The organism is Shewanella sp. POL2 (assembly GCF_000282755.1).
Lineage (GTDB): Bacteria > Pseudomonadota > Gammaproteobacteria > Enterobacterales > Shewanellaceae > Shewanella > Shewanella xiamenensis.
This window is the reverse complement of sequence record NZ_AKZL01000031.1, coordinates 15,168-36,425: the sequence shown is the minus strand read 5'-3', so window position 1 is coordinate 36,425 and position 21,258 is coordinate 15,168. Positions and strand designations below refer to the sequence as shown.

Sequence of the window (21,258 nt, the reverse complement as noted above, 5' to 3'; positions counted from 1 at the left end):
TCCTAGATAGAGAATACAGCAGAGTAAGTAGGTGGTTAAAAAGTACTAAATCGCTTGTATTTAAAGCACTTGTATTTAAAGCGTGTATTTAAAGCACTTTGGCAATCGACTTAGCTAAGTAATCCACATTGTCTTCGCTAATGCCTGCTATGCTAATGCGGCTTGACCCTACCATATAAATGCTAAATTCTTTCTGTAGACGCGCCACTTGCTCAGGATTAACTCCAAGGAAGGAGAACATGCCTTTTTGGCGAGCGATAAAGCTAAAATCGCGCTCAACACCATTGGCTTTGAGTTTTTCAACTAAAATCGCGCGGTTACCGTTGATACGGTCGCGCATCACTTTGAGCTCATCAAGCCATTCTTGGGTTAATTCTTTTGATCCTAAAATCGTCTCAACAATCGCCGCGCCGTGGGCTGGCGGCATGGAGTAGAGGCAGCGAACCACATAAAGCAGTACAGATTGCGCGATATTGGCGGTATTGGCATCTTTGGCAATCACAGAGCAGGAACCAATACGCTCACGGTACAGACCGAAGTTTTTCGAGCATGAGCTGCACAGGATCATATTATCGACCGCGGCAGCCATTTTACGCACGCCGTAGGCATCAATATCAACACCATCACCAAAACCTTGGTAAGCCATGTCGATAAGCGGGGTAAAACCTTGCTCTTTGGTGAGGGCAACCACTTTGTCCCATTGCTCAGTGGTTAAATCCATCCCACTTGGGTTATGGCAACAAGCGTGAAATAACACCACGTCATCAGGACTCACTTGCGATAATGCAGCAAGCATCTCATCAAATTTCAATGATTTACTATCGTAGTCATAATAGGGATAAGTTTTTACTGTGATCCCAGCAGCTTCGAATAAACCGGTATGGTTAGCCCATGTAGGATCGCTTACCCACAATACCGGATTAGGATTGCAGCGCTTAATAAAGTCACCCGCAACACGCAGGGCGCCTGTACCGCCGGGTGTGGAAACTGTACGAATACGGTTAGCGATAATCGCGCTATGATCACTGCCAAAGGCTAATTGTGTCATCAGGGTATTAAACAGAGGCGAGCCGGTTGGACCGATATAGACCTTTGTCGTCTCCGTTTCTAAACGAAATTTCTCGGCTTTTTTTACACAATTGAGAATGGGGGTGTTTCCCGCGGGGTCTTTATAAACACCGACACCTAAGTCTACTTTCTGTGGATGTGTGTCTTCGCGGTACTGGGTCAACAAGCCGAGGATCGGATCCGCAGGCATTGCGATGAGTGAGTTAAACATAGCTCCATCTACCTTTCTAGTTATTAAGCGACAGCATGAATCACATAGGATGTGCGTGATTTATCGATTGAAACCTAGGATAACGTGAATAGATGAAAACTTTAAAGTAAAAATGGTGTTTAGAGACCAATTAGTCTGGCAAAAAAGCCTGCCGAAAAAGCGTTTAGATCACAATTTCACCCATTATATTTAGTATTTTTGTTATTTTTAGGCTGACTTGAGTAAATTTCCGGTTTCAAAAGCCATTTTTTAGTAAAAAACGGTTGAATCCTGCGTCACTATCGGTAATTTTATAACGACGAAGCACCAACAAGGTCCCCAATCTCCTTTTATTAGTAACGTAAACTTGACGTCCTGTAGCGTGAAGTTGCCATTAGCCTATTCAGTTCGCGTGATGACATCAATCACGCCCAAAGAGAAAGAAGATTTATTCATGAAGCAATTACGTCTTGAACCTGTTGTGCAAGTCCGCGGTGAGATCAATATTCCCGGCTCAAAAAGTATTTCTAACCGCGCTTTATTATTGGCGACCTTAGCCAAAGGTACCACCACGCTCACCAATCTGCTCGACTCCGATGATATTCGCCACATGTTGGCGTCTTTAAAGCAGTTAGGGGTTGAATACCGTTTATCGCAAAACAACACTGTCTGTGAACTCATAGGGTTAGGTGGGACGATTTCGGCAGACAGCGCGCAAACGCTGTTTTTAGGTAATGCGGGCACGGCAATGCGGCCATTGTGTGCTGCGCTGACCTTGGGGCGAGGCGAATTTACCTTAACCGGCGAGCTGCGCATGGAAGAGCGTCCTATCGGTGACTTAGTCGATGCCTTAAGGCAACTTGGTGCCAATGTTGTGTATTTAAAAAATGACGGTTTCCCGCCTCTAACCATTAATGCGACAGGTCTTAATGGTGGTGATGTGGAAATTGCCGGCGATCTGTCTAGCCAATTCTTAACGGCGTTGTTAATGGTTGCGCCCCTTGCGAAGGGTAGCGTGAATATTCATGTTAAGGGAGAACTGGTTTCTAAGCCTTATATCGACATCACCTTAGCGCTGATGGCGCAGTTTGGGGTTAATGTTATCAATCATGATTACGCACGCTTTGAGATCCCCGTCGGGCAGCAGTATGTGTCACCGGGTAAAGTGTTAGTAGAAGGGGATGCCTCTTCCGCATCTTACTTTTTAGCGGCGGGTGCCATCAAAGGCGGTGAGGTGAAAGTCACTGGTGTTGGCCGTTTAAGCATTCAAGGCGATGTGAAATTTGCCGATGTGCTGGAAAAAATGGGCGCTGATATTGAGTGGGGCGATGATTATATTATTGCCCGTGGCGCGCCGTTAACTGCGGTTGATTTAGACATGAATCATATTCCCGATGCGGCGATGACCATTGCTACCGCAGCATTGTTTGCTAAGGGCACGACCACCATTCGCAATATCTATAACTGGCGCATTAAAGAGACCGACCGATTAGCTGCGATGGCCACAGAGCTGCGTAAAGTGGGAGCGTTAGTGGAAGAGGGGCATGATTATATTCAAATCACGCCGCCAGCAGTACTGAATACCGCAGAGATTGACACTTATAACGATCACCGCATGGCCATGTGCTTCTCCATGCTGGCCTTTGCCGATTGCGGGATCACTATTAATGATCCTGACTGCACCTCGAAAACCTTCCCTGACTATTTTGCTCAATTTGCCAGTCTGAAGGCCTAACGTTTTCAGCTAACAGATTGACTTCTGACCATATCAAACAAAAGAAGCCGCATTTGAGCGGCTTCTAAACTTCATAAAAAATCCACGGATTTTATTTGTATATTATTGTACAATGCGGCGCGCTCATTTTCGGGGCTCTACTTATGAACTCACGGATGATGATTATTTTTTGCGGAGGAATGTATGTCTGAACGGGCTCCTGTAGTCACAATCGACGGCCCAAGTGGTGCTGGTAAAGGGACAATTAGCCAATTATTGGCTAAGCATCTAGGTTGGCAACTGCTTGATAGTGGTGCAATTTATCGAGTACTTGCACTAGCTGCCATTCATCACGACGTAGAATTGGAAAATGAAGAGTCCATCACCTTGCTAGCTTCACACCTCGATGTGAAATTTTTAACGGGCAATGAGAAAGACCCCGTTCAAGTGATCTTAGAAGGTGAAGACGTCACCACAGCGATACGTACCCAAGAATGTTCAAATGCTGCCTCTAAAGTGGCGGCGTTTCCCCGTGTTAGGGAAGCCTTATTGCGTCGCCAACGAGCCTTTAGAACGGCACCGGGATTGATCGCCGATGGCCGCGATATGGGGACGGTAGTTTTCCCAACAGCATCGGCTAAATTATATTTAACGGCATCTGCACAAGAGCGGGCTCAAAGACGCTATAATCAGTTGCAGGACAAGGGCTTCGATGTTAATATCGAGCGCCTTTTAGCTGAAATTATCGAACGTGATGACCGCGATATGAATCGTCCTGTGGCACCATTGGTCCCAGCCGAGGATGCGCTCGTTATCGATACAAGCGATAAAGGTATTGATGAAGTACTGGAGCTTGCGCTCAACTTTATCAAGCAAAAATTATCCAGCACTAACTAAAATTATTGCTCGGGTAGGTATTCGTATTAAGGATGATACGGATAATTTGACTGACTCCACGTCTAGGATTGACTGTGGTTTATTACATTAAAGTAACTTAAACATGACTGAATCTTTTGCTGATCTATTTGAACAATCCCTTCAAACTCTGGAATTCCGTCCAGGCTCTATCGTTCGTGGTACTGTAGTTGCTATCGAAAACGGTATGGTTCTGGTTGATGCAGGTCTGAAGTCTGAAAGCCCAATCCCAGCTGAACAATTCAAAAACGCTCAAGGTGTTTTAGAAATCGCTGTTGGTGATGAAGTTGACGTAGCTCTTGACTCTGTTGAAGACGGCTTCGGTGAGACTCAACTGTCTCGCGAAAAAGCGAAACGTCACGAAGCTTGGATCGTTCTGGAAAAAGCTTACGAAGATGCTGAAACTGTAATCGGTATCATCAATGGTAAAGTGAAAGGCGGTTTCACTGTTGAATTAAACGGTATCCGTGCCTTCTTACCAGGTTCTCTAGTTGACGTGCGCCCAGTTCGCGACACCGCTCACTTAGAGTACAAAGAATTAGAATTCAAAGTTATCAAACTAGACCAGAAGCGTAACAACGTTGTTGTTTCTCGTCGTGCAGTTATCGAATCAGAAAGCAGCGCTGAGCGTGATGCACTGTTAGAAAACCTGCAAGAAGGTCAAGCAGTTAAAGGTATCGTTAAGAACCTGACTGACTACGGTGCATTCGTAGATTTAGGTGGCGTTGACGGTCTGTTACATATCACTGATATGGCATGGAAACGCGTTAAGCACCCATCTGAAATCGTCAACGTTGGTGACGAAATCAACGTTAAAGTACTGAAGTACGATCGTGAGCGCACTCGTGTGTCTCTAGGTCTGAAACAACTTGGCGAAGATCCATGGTTAGAAATCAGCAAGCGCTACCCAGAAAACACTAAGTTAACTGGTCGCGTAACTAACCTGACTGACTATGGTTGTTTCGTTGAAATCGAAGAAGGCGTTGAAGGTTTAGTTCACGTTTCTGAAATGGATTGGACTAACAAGAACATTCACCCATCTAAAGTGGTTAACTTAGGTGATGAAGTTGAAGTTCTGGTTCTGGACATCGATGAAGAGCGTCGTCGTATTTCTCTAGGTCTGAAGCAATGTAAGACCAACCCATGGGATGACTTCGCAACTCGTTACAACAAAGGCGACAAGGTTTCTGGTAAGATCAAGTCAATCACTGACTTCGGTATCTTCATCGGTCTTGACGGCGGTATCGATGGTTTAGTTCACTTGTCTGACATTTCTTGGAACGGCACTGGCGAAGACGCAGTATCTGAGTACAAGAAAGGCGACGAAATCCACGCAGTGGTTCTGTCTGTTGACCCAGAGCGTGAGCGTATCAGCTTAGGTGTTAAACAAACTGAAGACGACCCATTCAACGCTTACTTAGCTGACAAGAAGAAAGGTACTATCGTACACGGTACTGTTTCTGCTGTTGATGCTAAAGGTGTGACTGTTGAACTGGCTGACACTGTTGAAGGTTACATCCGTGTAGCTGACATCAGCCGTGAGCGCATCGAAGATGCATCTACTGTTTACTCAGTAGGTGACGCAATCGAAGCTAAGTTCATGGGTGTTGACCGTAAGAACCGTTCTATCAGCCTGTCAATCAAAGCGAAAGACGAAGCTGAAGAAAAAGAAGTAATGGCGACCTTGAATAAACAAGAAGACGCTGTTATTAGTAATGCAATGGCTGAAGCGTTTAAAGCAGCTCGCAAATAATCGCCTGTTGTATGGGGAGATTTTCTCCCCATTAGGTGACTGTGTTTGGCTTGATAATAGGGGATAGCTAGGATGACAAAATCCGAACTGATCGAAAAACTCGCCACCAGGCAGTCGCAGCTGTCGGCGAAAGAGGTAGAAGGCGCAATCAAAGAGATGTTGGAGCAAATGGCATCAACATTAGAAAGCGGTGATCGTATTGAGATCCGTGGCTTTGGTAGTTTCTCGCTTCATTATCGTGCGCCGCGTACTGGCCGCAATCCAAAGACGGGTTCATCCGTCGAATTGGAAGGCAAATACGTCCCGCACTTTAAGCCAGGCAAAGAACTGCGCGAACGCGTTGACGCTGTCAATGTTTAATTGACCGCATTGCAAAAAGCCTCCGCAAGGGGGCTTTTTTATATCTAATGTAAGGCAAAGCTGGTCAGCTCAGTAAATTTCTTGGATAATCAGAAAATTGAAAGGCGTTTAAGGGAGTGCGACGTGAAATCTTTTGTAGCGACAGTCCTAGTGGCACTGTTATTTATAGTGGCTTTGATTTTTGGCGCACGTAATGAACAAGTCGTGACAATCAGCTACTTTGTGGCACAAGGGGAGTACCGTTTACCCGTTGTGTTAGCGATTGTTTTCTTTGCAGGCTTTATGCTTAGTTGGCTGGTAGCGAGCTATTATATTGTGAAACTTAAATTGGCTTTAGCGGCAACGAAAAAGAAATTAACGGTTCAAACTGCTAAAAACCCTCAAGGTGTAGACGCCTAATATGCTTGAGATCCTCTTCCTGTTGCTTCCTATTGCTGCCGGTTACGGTTGGTATATGGGGCGGCGGAGCATAAGGCAAAATCAGAGCAATCAGCGTAAACAATTAAGTCGTGATTACTTCACCGGCTTAAATTACTTATTGTCTAACGAGTCGGACAAAGCGGTCGACTTGTTCATCAGTATGCTTGATGTAGACGATGAAACCATCGACACCCATCTTTCCCTCGGTTCCTTATTCCGTAAGCGTGGTGAGGTTGACCGCTCGATTCGTATCCATCAAAACTTAATTGCCCGTCCTACGCTCACCAATGAGCAGCGCGATATCGCCATGATGGAGCTGGGCAAAGACTATCTTGCCGCGGGATTTTACGACCGCGCCGAGGAAATTTTTCTGAATTTGGTGAGTCAAGATGACCACAGTGAAGAGTCTGAAACTCAGCTGATTGCGATTTACCAAGTGATAAAGGAATGGCAAAAAGCCATCGATATCACCAAACGTTTAAGCCGTAAACGTCAACTCGTACTCAAACCGATAACAGCGCATTTTTATTGCCAACTTGCCGATGAAACCAGTGATGATGCTGAGAAGGTCAAGCTACTGCAACAAGCCTTAAAACAAGATCCCAAATGTGGCCGAGCCTTATTGACTCTTGCCAAGAAATTTCTCGATGCGAAGGATTACAGTCAGTGTAAATCCATGCTGATAGCATTAAAAAAGGCCGATATTGAGCTTTTTGCTGATGCACTGCCGACGGCTAAAGAAGTATATCGCGATACTCAAGATAAAGAGGGCTATCAAGAGTTATTAGCTGGCGCTATGGCTGAAGGTGCTGGCGCATCCGTAGTGGTGGCGCTTGCCCAACATATGATAAGCCTTGATGAGATTAAAGCTGCTGAAAACATGGTGCTCGATGCGCTTTATCGCCATCCGACCATGAAGGGTTTTCAGCACTTAATGCAAATGCATCTACGCCAAGCAGAAGAAGGGCAAGCTAAACAAAGTTTGACAATGCTTGAGCAACTTGTTGAACAACAAATTAAATTCCGGCCAAGCTACCGCTGTAAAGAATGTGGTTTCCCATCCCATACACTATATTGGCATTGTCCTTCTTGCAAAAAGTGGGGCACCATTAAACGGATCAGAGGCTTGGACGGTGAATAACTTTTTAAAATATCTAGTTAGTGTAACCCTGTTGGAGAGATGATGACGACTAAACCTATCCTCGTAGCGCTTGATTACGATAATAAAAACCACGCTTTACAATTGATAGATCAACTCGATCCCAACATGTGCCGCCTTAAAGTTGGCAAAGAAATGTTTACCCTGTTCGGCCCGCAGTTAGTTAAAGATATCCATGACCGTGGCTTCGATCTTTTCCTCGACTTAAAATTTCACGATATCCCTAATACGGTTGCGAAAGCGGTTGCTGCTGCAGCGGAACTTGGTGTGTGGATGACGAATGTCCATGCCAGTGGCGGCTTAGCGATGATGGAAGCGGCGAGAAAGGCTTTGCTGCCTTACGGTAACGAGGCGCCAATGCTGATTGCTGTGACGGTATTAACCTCTATGAGCGATGACGATCTGAAGCTCATCGGCATTGATGTGCCAGCATTTGAGCATGTTCAGCGTTTAGCTAAATTGACTAAACAGGCCGGACTTGATGGTGTTGTCTGTTCAGCCCAAGAAGCGAGTGTGCTTAAATCTTTATTAGGCCAAGACTTTAAACTTATTACACCTGGTATTCGTCCTGTGGGTAGTGAGGTTGGCGACCAACACCGTGTGATGACGCCGCCTGAGGCGCTTGCTGCCGGTTCTGATTATTTAGTGATTGGTCGTCCGATCACTAAGGCGACAGATCCTCTGGCTGCGCTGCAGGCGATTCACCAATCTTTGCTTTAGTATACTGAACAGTACACTATTTAGCTGTTAAGGTTCGTATTCGCGACAAACTTTAACCGTTCACGGAGAACGTCCATGCTCAATACTACGATGTTTAATTATCAGGGTAAGAATGTTGTCGTTGTCGGTGGTACCAGTGGTATAAACCTCGCAATTGCCATTGCGTTTGCACATGCGGGAGCTAATGTGGCGGTGGCGAGTCGAAGCAAAGATAAAGTCGATGCTGCGGTATTACAGCTCAAACAGGCGAATCCAGATGGGATCCATCTTGGGGTGAGTTTTGATGTCAGGGATTTAGCCGCAGTAGAACTGGGCTTTGAAACCATCGCCTCAGAATTTGGTTTTATTGATGTATTGGTGAGCGGCGCTGCGGGCAATTTCCCTGCAACTGCCGCTAAGCTTTCGGCGAATGGTTTTAAAGCCGTAATGGATATTGATTTATTGGGCAGTTTCCAAGTACTGAAAACAGCTTATCCTTTACTGCGTCGCCCACAGGGGAATATTATTCAAATTTCTGCGCCACAGGCATCGATTGCGATGCCAATGCAGGCCCATGTTTGTGCGGCAAAAGCGGGGGTTGACATGCTGACGCGAACCTTAGCTATTGAATGGGGCTGTGAAGGCATTCGAATTAACTCCATTATTCCAGGCCCGATTACAGGCACCGAAGGCTTTAATCGTTTAGCGCCGAGCGCTGCACTACAGCAACAAGTGGCACAATCGGTACCGTTAAAACGTAATGGGGAAGGGCAAGATATTGCCAACGCAGCGTTATTTTTAGGCTCTGAGCTGGCATCCTATATCACGGGTGTTGTCCTTCCCGTCGATGGAGGTTGGTCACTGGGCGGTGCCAGTATCGCGATGACTGCCTTAGGTGAATTAGCGGCAAAGGGCAGTAACTAAATAGTTATAACTCATTTATTTAATAGAAAATCGGGTGAAAATCCATGGCGAATGCATTACAAGAGCAGCTACTGAAAGCTGGACTTGCCAGTAAACAAAAAGTGCGTGATGTAAAAACGCAAAAGCGTCGCGATAAAAAGGCGCGGGTTGACGATGGCTCAAGCGCGTTAAAACTTGAGATTGCCGAGCAAAAACGCTTACAAGCTGAAAAAGACAAAGCCCTCAATGAACAACGCTTTGCAGAGGCAACGGCCCGAGGACAAGTGCGAGGATTAGTGAGTGAATTCACGCAGTTTGCTATCAAGATCCCAAGTCATGCCGAGATCAAATTCAACTATACGCTCGACAATAAAATTTACTCTGTCTATATCGATGAGAAAATTCAATCCGAATTGCTTAAAGGCCAATTAGGGATTGTTCGATACGAAGATAAGAGCTACCTCGTCCCCCACAAGCTTGCCGAACGTGTGAATCTATTGGTGCCACAATGGTGCGGCTATTTGTGGCAACAGGATGCGGGTAAGGCCGTAGAAGTCGAAGATGACCCTTATGCTGATTATGCGATCCCTGACGATTTAATGTGGTAATCAATACGTTAATCGTGAGCTAAGCCGACGACAACCAAGTTTACTTCTCGCTACACTATAACCCTTAAGGTCACTTAAGGGTTTTTTATTGCCCGTTCTTCACTCTGTTATGTTGCGTAGATTAGTGCTTAGCATCAAAGTGAATTTGTAATGAGATTGTTTTCTGTATAGAACTGGTATAAATTAAAACAACTGTTTAAATCCTACGTTTAAGAGTCTCCCAATGAATCCTTACCAAGCCCCGTTAGCAGATATGCGTTTCTTACTGGAACAGGTTTTTGATGCCCCAAATACGTGGTCACAATTACCTGAGATTGCAGAAATGGTTGATATGGATACGGCCAATGCAATCCTTGAAGAAGCGGCAAAAATCAGTGCTGAATTAATCCATCCGCTAAACCGTGCTGGTGATGAGCAAGGCGTTTTACACCAAGATAATGGTGTGATTACCCCTGAGGGGTATAAAGCCGTATATAAGCAATATTCTGAAGGTGGTTGGGTAGGCCTATGTGGTGAGCCTGAGTTTGGTGGTATGGGCATGCCCAAAATGCTTGGTGTATTAGTGGATGAAATGGCCTACAGTGCCTGCAACGCGTTTACACTTTATGGCTCATTAACCGCGGGAGCTGCTTTGTGTATCAATGCCCACGGTAGCGAAGCATTAAAACAAGCTTATTTACCCAAGTTATATTCTGGTGAATGGGCTGGAGCGATGGATATGACAGAGCCACAAGCTGGCTCTGATCTGCGTAATATTCGCACTCGCGCAATTCCATTGGAGGATGGCAGTTATGCGATCAGTGGCAGCAAAATTTTTATTACTGGTGGCGATCACGATCTAACTGAAAACGTCATTCACTTAGTGCTGGCAAAATTACCAGAAAGCAAAGGTATTTCACTGTTCCTCGTACCCAAAATCACGGTTAATGATGATGGCAGCTTAGGTGAGGCTAATGGTGTTAGCGTGGGGTCAATCGAGCACAAAATGGGCCTTAAAGGCTCAGCAACCTGCGTGATGAATTTTGATGAAGCAAAGGGTTATCTGATTGGCCAGCCTAATCGTGGCTTGGTTTGTATGTTCACCATGATGAACTACGAACGTTTAGCTATTGGTATTCAAGGGCTTGGCAGCGCACAAGCCGCATATCAGATGGCCGCCGATTATGCTAAAGAGCGCAATCAAGGCGTTGCAGCCGGTGGCTCACCCACGGGGAGCGATTCTGATCCTATTATCGTCCATGGCGATGTGCGCCGTATGCTACTGACAATCCGCGCGATGACAGAAGCGGGACGTGCCTTATCCATATTTACCGGCAAACAGCTCGATTTGGCGAAATATGCTCAAGATGAGGTTAAAGCTAAAGCTGCCCGTTACGTGGGGTTATTAACACCCGTTGCTAAAGCGTTTTTAACTGACCGTGGTTTAGACGCGACTATCATGGCGCAGCAAGTCTTTGGTGGACATGGTTATATTCGTGAAACAGGCATTGAGCAATTGGTACGTGATACCCGCATTGCGCAAATCTATGAAGGCACAAATGGTATTCAAGCCATTGACTTCCTTGGTCGAAAAGTCACTGGCGACAACTTAGCGACGCTAAAAGAGTTTGTGGCCGAATTAAAAGCACAAATGCGTGAATTTACACAGGTCGACGGTGTAAAAGTTGCCGCCGTTTGTGCTCGTTTAGATGCTTTAGTCCATGTGGCCGAATCGATCAATGAGCAAAAACTGACTCAACCTGCGTTAATCAATGCTTGTGCAGTCGACTTTTTAGATGCCTTTGGTTACAGCTTATATGGTTTTTATTGGCTAGCCATGTTGGATAAGGTCCCTAGTGCAGAGGATAAAAACTTTGCCGAGCAAAAAGCTTACCTCGCTAAATTCTATTTTGATAAGTTATTGCCTAAGGCCGATTATCATTTAGCGCAAGTGCGTGCGGGTGATGCCAGTACTATGGCAATGCCAGCAGAATTATTCTAAGTTTGGATTGGTGAGATAAATGATGTAAAAAGCACTGATTTATCAGTGCTTTTTAGTTTTGTCAGTCAATTAATTTAACCGTGTTGAGTTCTTTAGTCGATGTTTGGTTTGTTTGTGCCTGTTGCTCAACCGTAGTTATGAGACGAGTCAAAAAGTCAGCGCTAAACGCAGGCGTGCGTTGTTTTTTCGTTTCAGGACTAATGCCATTCTCAAGAACCACAAATAAGATATCCCGCTGTGGTATTCGAATAAAACCAGCTAAATTGGCAACCCCTTGCATTGAACCTGTCTTGGCAAAAACACGGTTTTTGAGCGGTGGTTGAGTGTAACCTTGTCGATATTTTAGCGTACCGCTGACTCCCGCCTCGGGCAAACTGTCAATCAGACTGTGAAAGCGGGCATCTTGATAAATTAGTGTAAGCACATTGGCTAATTGCCTTGCGCTCAATAAGTTATAACGAGAAAGCCCTGAACCATCGACGATATTGGCGTGGGTTAAATCTACTCCCAAATCGCTAAGGATATGGCGCATGGCCGCCGCACCATTGGTAAAATTTCCTTGGGTTTTGTAATAGCGTTGTCCGACTAACTTAAACAGGCTGTCGGCGATCAGATTATCCGACTTAAGCAACATAGTCTTTAACAACTCCGGCAAAGGCGCACTACTGTGACTGGCGATAAGTTTTGCCTTTGAAGGTATTGCGTTGCCAATTTTAACTTTACCCGAGAGCGACATTTCCCCCTTGAGTGTGGCCGTTAACGTATCCATGGCGAATTTTTCAGGATCGGTTATTGCGATAGCGAGGGGAATAGCCTCACTGCCAGGATAACATCCCCGAAGGTGATATTGATTTTGCCCAAGTCGCACTAAATCGAGCTGACAAAAATCATGGCTAGCTTTGGGAGAGAATATCGCGTCACTGCTGACCTTTACCCCAAAACTAGATACCCTTAATTTGACCTCAGAGGAATGCTTGCTCGAGCTTGGAACGAATTGCCCATAAACACAGTTTTGATTGATGATGTAACTCGACACCGGCGCCGCAAAACAAATGCCGAGGTCGTCCCACACCCAGCCAGGAGCTTGTAATTGCTCTTGTTTATCACCAATAAGATAAAGATGCCCGTCAATACTGTTGATACCCTGTTTTTGTAGGTGGGCAAACAAGGCCTTAAGATCGTCTTGAGTGAGGGTAGGATCGCCACTAAAGCGCAGATAGACACTTCCCGCAATATGGCCTTGGCGAATGGGGGCATCGCTCCACAGCTCCGTCACATAACGAAAATCGGCCCCAAGGTTGGCCAATGCTGTGACGGCAGTAAGGACCTTTTGTGTGCTGGCGGGGATAAACAAGGTATCAGCTTGCTGGCTATAAAGCTGTTTACTGTTCGCCATATCCAGTGCCAGCAGCGCAATTTGCGAGTGACGTGGTGCAATATCATTAATTTGTTGACTCAAGATCGCATGTTGAATATCTGCAGTCGTAGCCCACAGCTGATGTGGTAATAGGGCTGTTGCGACTACCGTTAGCAATATGCCTGCCGAACGCTGTAAATTGAATAATGGGGAGAACGTTTCCATGTCTGTTGTATGTTTACTCTCTTAATTAGCGGTCATGACTGCCATCATCTTTTTCCATCAGACGATACAACCTTAGGGTAACAAATAAAACCAAGCCAATAAAAAGTGGCAAAATGAGTAATCCAAGTTGCGCTTTAAAATGAAAAATGCCCCACGCTAAAGCTAAAGTCAGTGCGAGGGTTAACAGGATTTTTTTATTCATAGCGTTTTACAGTGTTGACTGGTGACGTTTTAGTTTACGCTAAAACACGTAAAACGGGCACGCTTGCATTAGGAACAACCCATATTTTGTGATTAAACTACCATTTTGGGCACCCTATGTAGATAAGCAAAATGAGCAACCGATAAAGAGTGCAAGCGTATTTGGTTAGTCATTGAAGTCGGCATGTCTGCTCGTATATATTTAGGCTGAACCGACGTAATTTTACACTTATTATTGCCAATGACTTGTTTCAGCTCAAATTACCAGCAAAATAGGCGTTACGCCGCGCTCTTTTCATCGAAAAGTCTTGCCGAGTTGCAGTGAAGTCGGTAATTTCTACCCCTTACGATTTTAGGATCTTAGGTAACCACTAAAACCATGCCTCATATTAGTATGCGCGGCTTACCCCAGGCAGTCGTTGCAGAGCTTAGCCAAACATTACTGCAGTCTTTGGCGGCTATATGTAAAGGTAAAGCAGAGAGTTTTACATTAGATTGGATCCCCAGCATCAGTTACCGTAATGGTAGAATTGATCAGCGTTTTGTCCAAATCGAATTGCTTTGGTTTCCGGTAGACCCTGATATTCATCTTAAAGTAGAACAAACAATCAGGCTGGCAGTGACAGAAGCCTACCCAGAATTAACACAGATTGCTGTGATGTTTTTGTCACTGACCCCAAGCGCTTCCTATCGGGGTGGTCAGCATGTTTAAAGGAGGATGCCTTGCTAGATAAGCTTGGTGGAATAGCCGTTCAACCCGAGGCTTTAACGTGGTTGCTTACGCCATGCCGATTTAAGGCAGAGTTACTTACTCGCATCGAAAATGCCAAGAACAGCATCTACATCGCTGCACTCTATTTAGAAGATGATGAAGCAGGGCGGGAGATTTTACAGGCCTTGATGACGGCGAAGGCTAAAAATCCTGCGTTGGATATCAAAATTTTGGTCGATTTTCACCGTGCTAGACGTGGCTTGATTGGCCATAAGGGTGATAGCGGTAATTATTTGATGTACCGCAAAGTGATGGCTGAAGCTGAATATCCTATCGAGATTATGGGCGTACCAGTCAAATCCCGTGAATTTATGGGTGTATTACACCTTAAAGGCTTTGTAATTGATGATGCGGTGATTTATAGCGGCGCAAGTCTTAATAATATCTATCTACAGCAAAACGATAAATACCGTTTCGACCGCTACCATGTGATTGAGTCAGCAGAGCTGGCACGCAGCATGCGCGCAATGATCCAACGTTATATCATTGCCGATCCAGCAGTGACATCGCTTACTCAAGATGCGCAGCAGGAAGTGTTACCGCCTAAAACCGATGTGCGCAGCTTTAAATTACGTTTGTCACAGGCACAGTACGAGTTTAACGCAACTCGGACAGGTAATCGGGTAACACCATTACTGGGCTTAGGCCGTAAACATAATTTATTGAATAAAGCGGTTATTGCGATGGTTGAGGAGTCAAAAGATAGACTCTTTATCTGCACACCTTACTTTAACCCTCCTTATATATTAGTCCGTGCCTTAGCTAAACATCTGCGCAACGGCAAACGGATTGATATTGTCGTCGGCGATAAAACGGCGAATGACTTTTATATTCCACCTGAGCAAGATTTTTCCACCATCGGTGCCTTGCCGTATTTATATGAACAGTCGCTGCGTAAATTTGCCAAACGTCAGCAGTGGGCGATTGATAATGGCCAGCTCAATATTCACCTGTGGAAGCATGGGATCAACAGTTACCACCTCAAAGGTATCAGTGCCGATGGGCGTAAGCATTTGATCACAGGCTCAAATCTAAACCCTAGAGCATGGGCGTTGGATTTAGAGAATGGGCTCTTGATCCACGATGAAACAGGTAGCTGGAAGGCGCAATTTGAGGCCGAGCAAGCGCATATTCTTGAGCATACACAGAGGTTATATCACTATAGCCAAGTGGATACTTTGCAAAGCTATCCCGATCCGGTGAAGAAGATTATGAATCGTATTAGAAGATTAAAAGCAGACTTTTTACTAAGACGGATCCTGTAATCGATAAGCATCAGAAAAACAAAAGCCCACGTAAGTGGGCTTTGTTATTTTGATAGAGAACCTCAGGTTTTTTGCGGCAATAGTGTTTGATGGGTATCGTTTTGATCTCGGGCATAATGCAAGGCCACAATCACTAAAAGCACCATCAGCGCGCTCAGTAAACCGATACTTAACTGGCCTCCCATAGGTACGAGCGACATAGTTAATGCCGCCAGCCCTGCGCCAAAGTTTTGTAAACCACCGAGCAAAGCCCCCGCAATGCCCGCTTGACGCGGAAAAGGTTCTAACGCAGCCGAGGTTAATGTCGGAAATAACATGCCGGCGCCGCTGAAAAATAAAATTGAGCCTATCAACAAACTCCAGCCTACAACCAGTTGAAACAACCCAGGGATCAACATAAACAATGCGCCAGCACCGAGCAAGGCAACACCTTGAAATACAGTGCGTTGTGCTTGTTTTTGTCTTCCTGCTACCAGTGCACCGAGTAAATAACCGGGGATAGGCGCCACAAAATAACAGCTCACCATAAAAGATGAGAGTTGCAAATATTGGCCATAGAGCACGCCCGCAATGGCTTCAAAGGCGGCAATCCCCGCAAAGGTGGCGATTAATGAAAATAGATATGCCCTAAAACTGCGGTGGCGTAGCACATGGCGATAGGAGGCTAACACTGGTTGTTGTTCTCGTTTGTCTTTTGGTAAAGACTCTTTAAAACCAAAACAAAGCAGTAACCAAACAAAGACGCCAAACCCAAATAACACCCAGTAAACGGCTTGCCAACCTAAGTAGGCTGAAGCAAGGCTCCCTAAGAAGGGCGCCACCAAGGGTAAAAACACCACCGCCATGGACACATAGCTATTAAATTTAACTAAGTTATCGCCAAAGTAATGATCCCTAGGAATACTGCGGCACAGCGCGCCGGCACTGGCTGTGCCTAGGCCTTGAAGCAGACTCGCGCAAATTAACTGATTAAAGCTTGTGGCTTGTGTGGCAATTAACGCGCCGATCATAAAAATCCCAATACCAACCAACAGTGGGAGTTTTCGCCCATAGCGGTCAGATAATGGGCCATAGATAAATTGACATAAACCGTAGGCGAGCAGATAACAGGCCATGACTGCTTGTAGCTTGCTTGCATCGACGGCTAAACCTTGGGCAATCAGCGGGAGTGCTGGCACAAAAATCGTTTGGGCCATCTGTCCACAGGCCACCATAAAGACCAGCATAAAGAGCAATCGAGTGGTACTTCCTGCTGATGAAGCCGACGCTTTTAATGAGATTAAAGACGGTTTTTCGCCTGACATCATAATTCCGTAAAAAAGCACAGTTGAACAATGGCGCGCATCTTACGCCCAAAATTGAGTAGTTCAATGGCTAATAGTCTTGATTTTCAGGAATATTTTTTCATCCAACCCATAAGTTTTTCTATGCTTTTATGGCTGTAAAACTAAGCTTACACTTGGTTTTTATCTTGTTAATCAGGTTTTGTAATTGATAAAGGGTGGATTCTTAAGTCAACAATATAATGCGTTTGTTAACATGGGTTTTGATCAATAACGAGATATTCGTAAAAGAGAAATTGAATGGAGAGAAAACCTCTCCATCTTGGCAAGCGCGGTATTGGGCTGAAATATGATGACGCGTTATTAATTTTGCAGCGTTTCTAAGCCTGTTAATATCTGGTAACCCGCGGTTACCCGTGGCGGCACGGGATAATTTTTATTACTCAATAACACCAATGCCAGCTTTTTAGCTGGAATATATGCCACATACGCAGCAAAACCACCCGTTGAGCCAGTCTTATTTATCCAGACATTTTGCTGTGGCGCTTGAGGTGGTGTAATGGCTTTCACTGGCATGCTGCCAAACACTACATCTTGAGTATGTCCAGTGAGGAGCTTATCAAGGGCAATCGGATACGGATATTGCTCCCAAATCATCGCTTGAGTCATCATGCCGACATCAAAATAGCCTGTATGGGTGGCATCAATGGCACGTTGCAACCTTGCAGGCACCGCATGCTGCTGCATATTGGTTTCAACAAAACGGAGCAGATCTACAACCGTCGTTTTTATTCCGTAGGCCTCATCGGCTAACACACCGGGATTGAGGCGTACTGGCTGATCTTGCTTATTGTAGCCTTGGGCGTAGTCAGTCATTTTATTTGTTGGAACCATAAAATAGCTGTTTGTCATGCCAAGTTGTCGAAAGAGAGTTTGCTCTACGGCCTCAGGAAAACCTTGACCAAGCTGCTTTGCCGCGATCACACCGAGAAGACCAATGCTGGGATTGGCATAATTGCGGTGAGTACCTGCGGCATAAGCTGGTTGCCAGGCTTTTAAATAGCTTATTAACTCAGCATTATTGGTTATATTATCAGGGACCTGCATGGGCAGATTTCCCGCTGTATGGGTGGCTAAATGAATGAGATTGATCTGGTCAAAATGGCTACCGGTTAATTCAGGCAGATATTGGCTTACCTTATCTGTTAGCGTCAGTTTACCCTCAAGTTGAGCGTATGTTGCGAGGGTCGCGGTAAAGGTTTTACTGATAGAACCAATCTCAAATAGGGTATTTTCATTCACCTTTTCCCCTGTCTTTTTTGAACTGACACCATAAGAAAAGAAATACTGTTGTCCATTGATACTTATCCCGATCACCACCCCAGGGATCCCATATTCGTTCATTAAAGGATTAACAGTAGAATCGATAAGGGCTTCTATAGCCTGGGCATTCGGAGGGAAGCTGACGCCCCGTTGTGGTGCGGCATTTACCATTAATGGTGTCACTGCTAGCAATATTCCGCCAAAAATGATCGAGCCTACGTTGTGTGAACTTAATGGTGTAGATAACAAAGCGAAGCGGGTGAGCTTTACCGCTTGCAAGATAGACGTGGGCATATAATTCCTTGCATTTTTGTTGGGGCCTGCAAATGGCACTGATTCAACATAGATTGATGGATGAAAGATTTAGCACGATTTAAATCAGATTGGCTACAAATTTAGCCTAAGCGGTTTTGATCTTCGGCGATCGTTTAGGAAAGCGTAACCAATTATAGTTGGCCTATGTGTTTTCTTGTTATGACTTAGGAGTGTTTGATTGTATTTTATGCAACTTATCACGATGGTAATAATCGCTAAGTACCACATAAACTTCGGCAAAGATTAATGCTTTTGATAAGGTTAATTGGTGTAGGATCGTAATATAGAATCATATTGAGCATCGAAATATCATACTAAAATTGCAGCGTTCTTTTCGGTACGCAGCCTTTTCTACAATGTTTATGCCCCAAAGCTTGCTACGGCTAGAAGGCTAGCTCTTGCTTAGTCTGATAGTTTGAGATACATAAAGTAATGAATACCAAAAAGTATGACCTGCCCATGAGAGATTTTAAAAATCGTTACAGTGAATCAGACTTGCCTAGTCTGGTTCATGAGCATTCCCCCCATTACGTGCCTTCGCCCATTAGCTTGTCTTATTGAAAAATAATATTTAAAATCAAATAATTACTAGAGATATGGATTAGTTAATTGGTTTTGAAAACGTGCATTCGCGTTTTCCCAGATGGTATATTTAATCGGAAGCTGATAAGTTCATTACAATACAGATAGTTAACTGTGTTGGTCCAACAACGTTAACCATTATCGCGCATTCGCACAGATAAAATGTTAGAAGAAAAATGAATATTAGAACATTCCTACTAGGTTTGATAATTGCCAATTCATATGCATATGGGGCAGATATGAGAGATATCCCTAGGAAAAAAATAACACTTGATTCCTTAAACGAAATGTTCCAGAACATAAAAAATGAAACATCATGGAATATATCTGGCCCCATGCTCTGGGGGTATTTCTTTACACATCACGAGCCACAGAAATTAGAGCAAGCAGCCGAAGAATTAATAAAACAAGGATATAAATACGTAGATATATACTTGTCTGATAAAGATGATCCTAATGAGCCAGATATCTATTGGTTACATGTAGAAAAGGTTGAAATTCATTCACCTAAGACACTAGATAAAAGAAACGATGAACTATACATCTTTGCAAATAAGTATGCTTTGGATAGCTACGATGGAATGGATGTTGGACCTATGAAGCAATAGTGCATCTAATATAAGTTGCCCAACCGTCTGCTATAGCTAACTTGGCCTCGTTGCGGCTCTTACTATTTTGCAAAAGATAAATCCATAGATATTTTAATCCGAATTTAACGAGTTAGAGTTATTGAGATAACTCATTTATATCCCAAAGTGAGCTCATGAATCACTCTACACCAGACTGATTCACGCGAGCCGCTAAAATCCCTACCATGCCCCTGTTATCCGTATTCAGACTGGAGATATTGAGTGTTGGTTGGTTTGTTGCCAAACGAAGCATTGCTATTAGAAGAGCTAATCCAAATCAGGCTAAGAAGGGGGAATAATCTAGCAAGCTTTTGTCCCAAAGCGTGTTTCGTATTTCTTTAAAACTTACAGATTACGCTAATGCTAAAAAGGCTAGCCATGGTGATTAGCGAGACGGCCGTCCGCCCCATGGACGGGGCGGTCGAGCATCCACGGATGGACTTGCTGCGTGTCGGTGAGTGAACACCATGGCAAGCCTATATTAGTGGATATCAGCCAACGAATCTAATCAGGTTGCCATAAGTTTGATAATGCTATGACTCACCTTTAGTGCATTAAATCTAACGCGCTTTAATGTCCTAAAGCGAGTTGCCTGAGTATGAGACTTTATTACTCTTCCACAATTGCACCTTTATCGGCCAAAGGATACACTGCGCCTCCGCGAAATAATGGCGTACCTTGTGTACAGCCTTTTAAAACGAGTTTGATTGAGAATTGGTTGCTATGGCTCTTGCCCCACACGCTGTACATCGCTTATATGAATATCGCAAATCCATTTCAACTAAGCCTTTTGGCGCTCGCGGCAAAAAACTCATCCGTTGTCCTTTGTGTTTATTAGGTGCGCAATTTTGTACTTGTTCGCTGCGCAGGCAGTTAACCACTCAGGCTAGCTTTCTGCTGATCATGTATAACGACGAGGTCATCAAGCCAACCAATAGTGGCCGCTTAATTGCGGATCTGATCCCGGATACCTATGCGTTTCTGTGGTCGCGCACCGAGCCAGCAGCTGAGATGCTAGCACTGTTAAGCAACGAGCATTATCAGCCGTTTTTAGTGTTTCCAGCCCAATATGCTAACCCAGGCCAAACCGTATTAAGCCAAGTCCCCATGGCTACGCTGGCGAACGGTAAACGCCCTTTATTGATTATGCTCGATGGCAGTTGGCGAGAAGCCATTAAAATGTTTCGTAAAAGCGCTTATCTGCAAGATTTACCTATCTTGTCTTTTGATCCTAATACGTTAGCGACTTACGCACTACGTAAGGGCAGTCACGATTTTCAATTGGGGACGGCAGAAGTTGCTTCACTGGCATTGGCTGCGATGGGTGAAGCGGCAAATGGTAAAGCATTAACCGCATGGTTCGATCTGTTTGTCGAGTCATCATTACTTGGGCGCAACCGTCGCTGCCGTGAAGATATTCTACCGATCAGCGAGTTTACCGATGCCTTTGAAGCGGCTTATCGCGCTGCGACGTTGGAGTTGTGATTTACAGAAAATCCCCTCGAGTGAGGGGATTGATGTGCTTTATCTGATGCT

The 21,258-nt window shown here is 44.8% G+C and carries 19 protein-coding genes; 14 read left to right on the top strand and 5 right to left on the bottom strand.

Features of this window, described 5'->3' with window-relative positions; translation table 11 throughout:
* Positions 1–88: 88 nt before the first annotated feature.
* The gene (locus tag SHEWPOL2_RS10380; protein WP_037428091.1) at positions 89–1,279 is read right to left on the bottom strand and encodes an amino acid aminotransferase; all 1,191 of its coding nucleotides are present in this window, start codon (positions 1,277–1,279) and stop codon (positions 89–91) included.
* A gap of 433 nt (positions 1,280–1,712) precedes the next feature.
* On the opposite strand from SHEWPOL2_RS10380, the gene aroA reads away from it, so the two are divergent.
* The 10 genes from aroA (at position 1,713) to SHEWPOL2_RS10330 (ending at position 11,770) form a co-directional block, all read left to right on the top strand.
* Positions 1,713–2,993 (top strand): 3-phosphoshikimate 1-carboxyvinyltransferase, encoded by a 1,281-nt coding sequence (aroA, locus tag SHEWPOL2_RS10375; RefSeq protein WP_037428090.1) that lies wholly within the window; start codon positions 1,713–1,715, stop codon positions 2,991–2,993.
* Between the two features lie 183 nt (positions 2,994–3,176).
* Positions 3,177–3,869: a (d)CMP kinase gene (gene cmk / locus SHEWPOL2_RS10370; protein WP_037418896.1), complete on the top strand. Its 693-nt coding sequence runs from the start codon at positions 3,177–3,179 to the stop codon at positions 3,867–3,869.
* Between the two features lie 103 nt (positions 3,870–3,972).
* A complete protein-coding gene (gene rpsA / locus SHEWPOL2_RS10365; RefSeq protein WP_011072381.1) occupies positions 3,973–5,640 on the top strand; it encodes a 30S ribosomal protein S1 in 1,668 nt (555 codons plus the stop codon).
* A 72-nt stretch (positions 5,641–5,712) separates the two neighbouring features.
* Positions 5,713–6,000, top strand: a complete 288-nt coding sequence (ihfB, locus tag SHEWPOL2_RS10360; RefSeq protein ID WP_037418898.1) for an integration host factor subunit beta — start codon at positions 5,713–5,715, stop codon at positions 5,998–6,000.
* Between the two features lie 123 nt (positions 6,001–6,123).
* On the top strand, positions 6,124–6,399 hold the full coding sequence (locus SHEWPOL2_RS10355) for a lipopolysaccharide assembly protein LapA domain-containing protein (protein WP_037428089.1): 276 nt from the start codon (positions 6,124–6,126) through the stop codon (positions 6,397–6,399).
* A 1-nt stretch (position 6,400) separates the two neighbouring features.
* Positions 6,401–7,561, top strand: coding sequence for a lipopolysaccharide assembly protein LapB (gene lapB, locus SHEWPOL2_RS10350; protein WP_037418905.1), 1,161 nt, complete (start codon positions 6,401–6,403; stop codon positions 7,559–7,561).
* 42 nt (positions 7,562–7,603) lie between these two features.
* Complete coding sequence (pyrF, locus tag SHEWPOL2_RS10345; protein WP_037428088.1) at positions 7,604–8,299, top strand: orotidine-5'-phosphate decarboxylase; 696 nt, start codon at positions 7,604–7,606, stop codon at positions 8,297–8,299.
* Between the two features lie 75 nt (positions 8,300–8,374).
* Positions 8,375–9,202, top strand: a complete 828-nt coding sequence (locus SHEWPOL2_RS10340) for an SDR family oxidoreductase (protein WP_037418911.1) — start codon at positions 8,375–8,377, stop codon at positions 9,200–9,202.
* A gap of 44 nt (positions 9,203–9,246) precedes the next feature.
* Positions 9,247–9,789, top strand: coding sequence for a DUF2058 domain-containing protein (locus tag SHEWPOL2_RS10335; RefSeq protein ID WP_037428086.1), 543 nt, complete (start codon positions 9,247–9,249; stop codon positions 9,787–9,789).
* Between the two features lie 223 nt (positions 9,790–10,012).
* A complete protein-coding gene (locus SHEWPOL2_RS10330; protein WP_037428085.1) occupies positions 10,013–11,770 on the top strand; it encodes an acyl-CoA dehydrogenase family protein in 1,758 nt (585 codons plus the stop codon).
* 61 nt (positions 11,771–11,831) lie between these two features.
* Here the strand turns inward: SHEWPOL2_RS10330 and dacB are convergent, their stop codons facing one another.
* Both dacB and SHEWPOL2_RS22705 read right to left on the bottom strand, forming a co-directional pair.
* Positions 11,832–13,352, bottom strand: a complete 1,521-nt coding sequence (dacB, locus tag SHEWPOL2_RS10325) for a D-alanyl-D-alanine carboxypeptidase/D-alanyl-D-alanine-endopeptidase (protein ID WP_037428084.1) — start codon at positions 13,350–13,352, stop codon at positions 11,832–11,834.
* Between the two features lie 25 nt (positions 13,353–13,377).
* Entirely contained in the window at positions 13,378–13,554 is a 177-nt protein-coding gene (locus SHEWPOL2_RS22705) for a hypothetical protein (protein WP_037418920.1), read from the bottom strand.
* A gap of 378 nt (positions 13,555–13,932) precedes the next feature.
* Between SHEWPOL2_RS22705 and SHEWPOL2_RS10315 the strand changes: the two genes are divergently transcribed.
* Together SHEWPOL2_RS10315 and pssA are read left to right on the top strand one after the other, a co-directional pair.
* A complete protein-coding gene (locus SHEWPOL2_RS10315) occupies positions 13,933–14,265 on the top strand; it encodes a DUF1904 domain-containing protein (protein ID WP_011072371.1) in 333 nt (110 codons plus the stop codon).
* 11 nt (positions 14,266–14,276) lie between these two features.
* Positions 14,277–15,590 carry a CDP-diacylglycerol--serine O-phosphatidyltransferase gene (gene pssA / locus SHEWPOL2_RS10310; protein ID WP_037428083.1) on the top strand — a complete coding sequence of 438 codons (1,314 nt, stop codon included), beginning with the start codon at positions 14,277–14,279 and terminating at the stop codon, positions 15,588–15,590.
* Between the two features lie 62 nt (positions 15,591–15,652).
* On the opposite strand, the gene emrD is transcribed toward pssA, so the two are convergent.
* Both emrD and ampC read right to left on the bottom strand, forming a co-directional pair.
* The gene (gene emrD, locus SHEWPOL2_RS10305; RefSeq protein WP_086024020.1) at positions 15,653–16,897 is read right to left on the bottom strand and encodes a multidrug efflux MFS transporter EmrD; all 1,245 of its coding nucleotides are present in this window, start codon (positions 16,895–16,897) and stop codon (positions 15,653–15,655) included.
* A gap of 339 nt (positions 16,898–17,236) precedes the next feature.
* The gene (gene ampC / locus SHEWPOL2_RS10300; RefSeq protein ID WP_050991349.1) at positions 17,237–18,367 is read right to left on the bottom strand and encodes a class C beta-lactamase; all 1,131 of its coding nucleotides are present in this window, start codon (positions 18,365–18,367) and stop codon (positions 17,237–17,239) included.
* 902 nt (positions 18,368–19,269) lie between these two features.
* On the opposite strand from ampC, the gene SHEWPOL2_RS10295 reads away from it, so the two are divergent.
* Together SHEWPOL2_RS10295 and SHEWPOL2_RS10290 are read left to right on the top strand one after the other, a co-directional pair.
* Positions 19,270–19,701: a ribonuclease E inhibitor RraB gene (locus tag SHEWPOL2_RS10295; RefSeq protein ID WP_239642757.1), complete on the top strand. Its 432-nt coding sequence runs from the start codon at positions 19,270–19,272 to the stop codon at positions 19,699–19,701.
* Positions 19,702–20,445: 744 nt separating this feature from the next.
* On the top strand, positions 20,446–21,207 hold the full coding sequence (locus SHEWPOL2_RS10290) for a DTW domain-containing protein (protein WP_037428082.1): 762 nt from the start codon (positions 20,446–20,448) through the stop codon (positions 21,205–21,207).
* Positions 21,208–21,258 lie beyond the last annotated feature (51 nt).

Excerpts from the sequence above, each read along its gene's own strand:
- cmk (WP_037418896.1), top strand. The coding sequence starts at position 3,177 with ATGTCTGAACGGGCTCCTGTAGTCACAATCGACGGCCCAAGTGGTGCT.
- rpsA (WP_011072381.1), top strand. The coding sequence starts at position 3,973 with ATGACTGAATCTTTTGCTGATCTATTTGAACAATCCCTTCAAACTCTG.
- lapB (WP_037418905.1), top strand. The coding sequence starts at position 6,401 with ATGCTTGAGATCCTCTTCCTGTTGCTTCCTATTGCTGCCGGTTACGGT.
- SHEWPOL2_RS10335 (WP_037428086.1), top strand. The coding sequence starts at position 9,247 with ATGGCGAATGCATTACAAGAGCAGCTACTGAAAGCTGGACTTGCCAGT.
- SHEWPOL2_RS10290 (WP_037428082.1), top strand. The coding sequence starts at position 20,446 with ATGGCTCTTGCCCCACACGCTGTACATCGCTTATATGAATATCGCAAA.
- SHEWPOL2_RS10330 (WP_037428085.1), top strand. The coding sequence starts at position 10,013 with ATGAATCCTTACCAAGCCCCGTTAGCAGATATGCGTTTCTTACTGGAA.
- dacB (WP_037428084.1), bottom strand. The coding sequence starts at position 13,352 with ATGGAAACGTTCTCCCCATTATTCAATTTACAGCGTTCGGCAGGCATA.
- ampC (WP_050991349.1), bottom strand. The coding sequence starts at position 18,367 with ATGGTAAATGCCGCACCACAACGGGGCGTCAGCTTCCCTCCGAATGCC.
- pyrF (WP_037428088.1), top strand. The coding sequence starts at position 7,604 with ATGACGACTAAACCTATCCTCGTAGCGCTTGATTACGATAATAAAAAC.
- SHEWPOL2_RS10340 (WP_037418911.1), top strand. The coding sequence starts at position 8,375 with ATGCTCAATACTACGATGTTTAATTATCAGGGTAAGAATGTTGTCGTT.
- SHEWPOL2_RS10380 (WP_037428091.1), bottom strand. The coding sequence starts at position 1,279 with ATGTTTAACTCACTCATCGCAATGCCTGCGGATCCGATCCTCGGCTTG.
- SHEWPOL2_RS10295 (WP_239642757.1), top strand. The coding sequence starts at position 19,270 with ATGAATATTAGAACATTCCTACTAGGTTTGATAATTGCCAATTCATAT.
- SHEWPOL2_RS22705 (WP_037418920.1), bottom strand. The coding sequence starts at position 13,554 with ATGAATAAAAAAATCCTGTTAACCCTCGCACTGACTTTAGCTTTAGCG.
- emrD (WP_086024020.1), bottom strand. The coding sequence starts at position 16,897 with ATGATGTCAGGCGAAAAACCGTCTTTAATCTCATTAAAAGCGTCGGCT.
- SHEWPOL2_RS10315 (WP_011072371.1), top strand. The coding sequence starts at position 13,933 with ATGCCTCATATTAGTATGCGCGGCTTACCCCAGGCAGTCGTTGCAGAG.
- ihfB (WP_037418898.1), top strand. The coding sequence starts at position 5,713 with ATGACAAAATCCGAACTGATCGAAAAACTCGCCACCAGGCAGTCGCAG.
- aroA (WP_037428090.1), top strand. The coding sequence starts at position 1,713 with ATGAAGCAATTACGTCTTGAACCTGTTGTGCAAGTCCGCGGTGAGATC.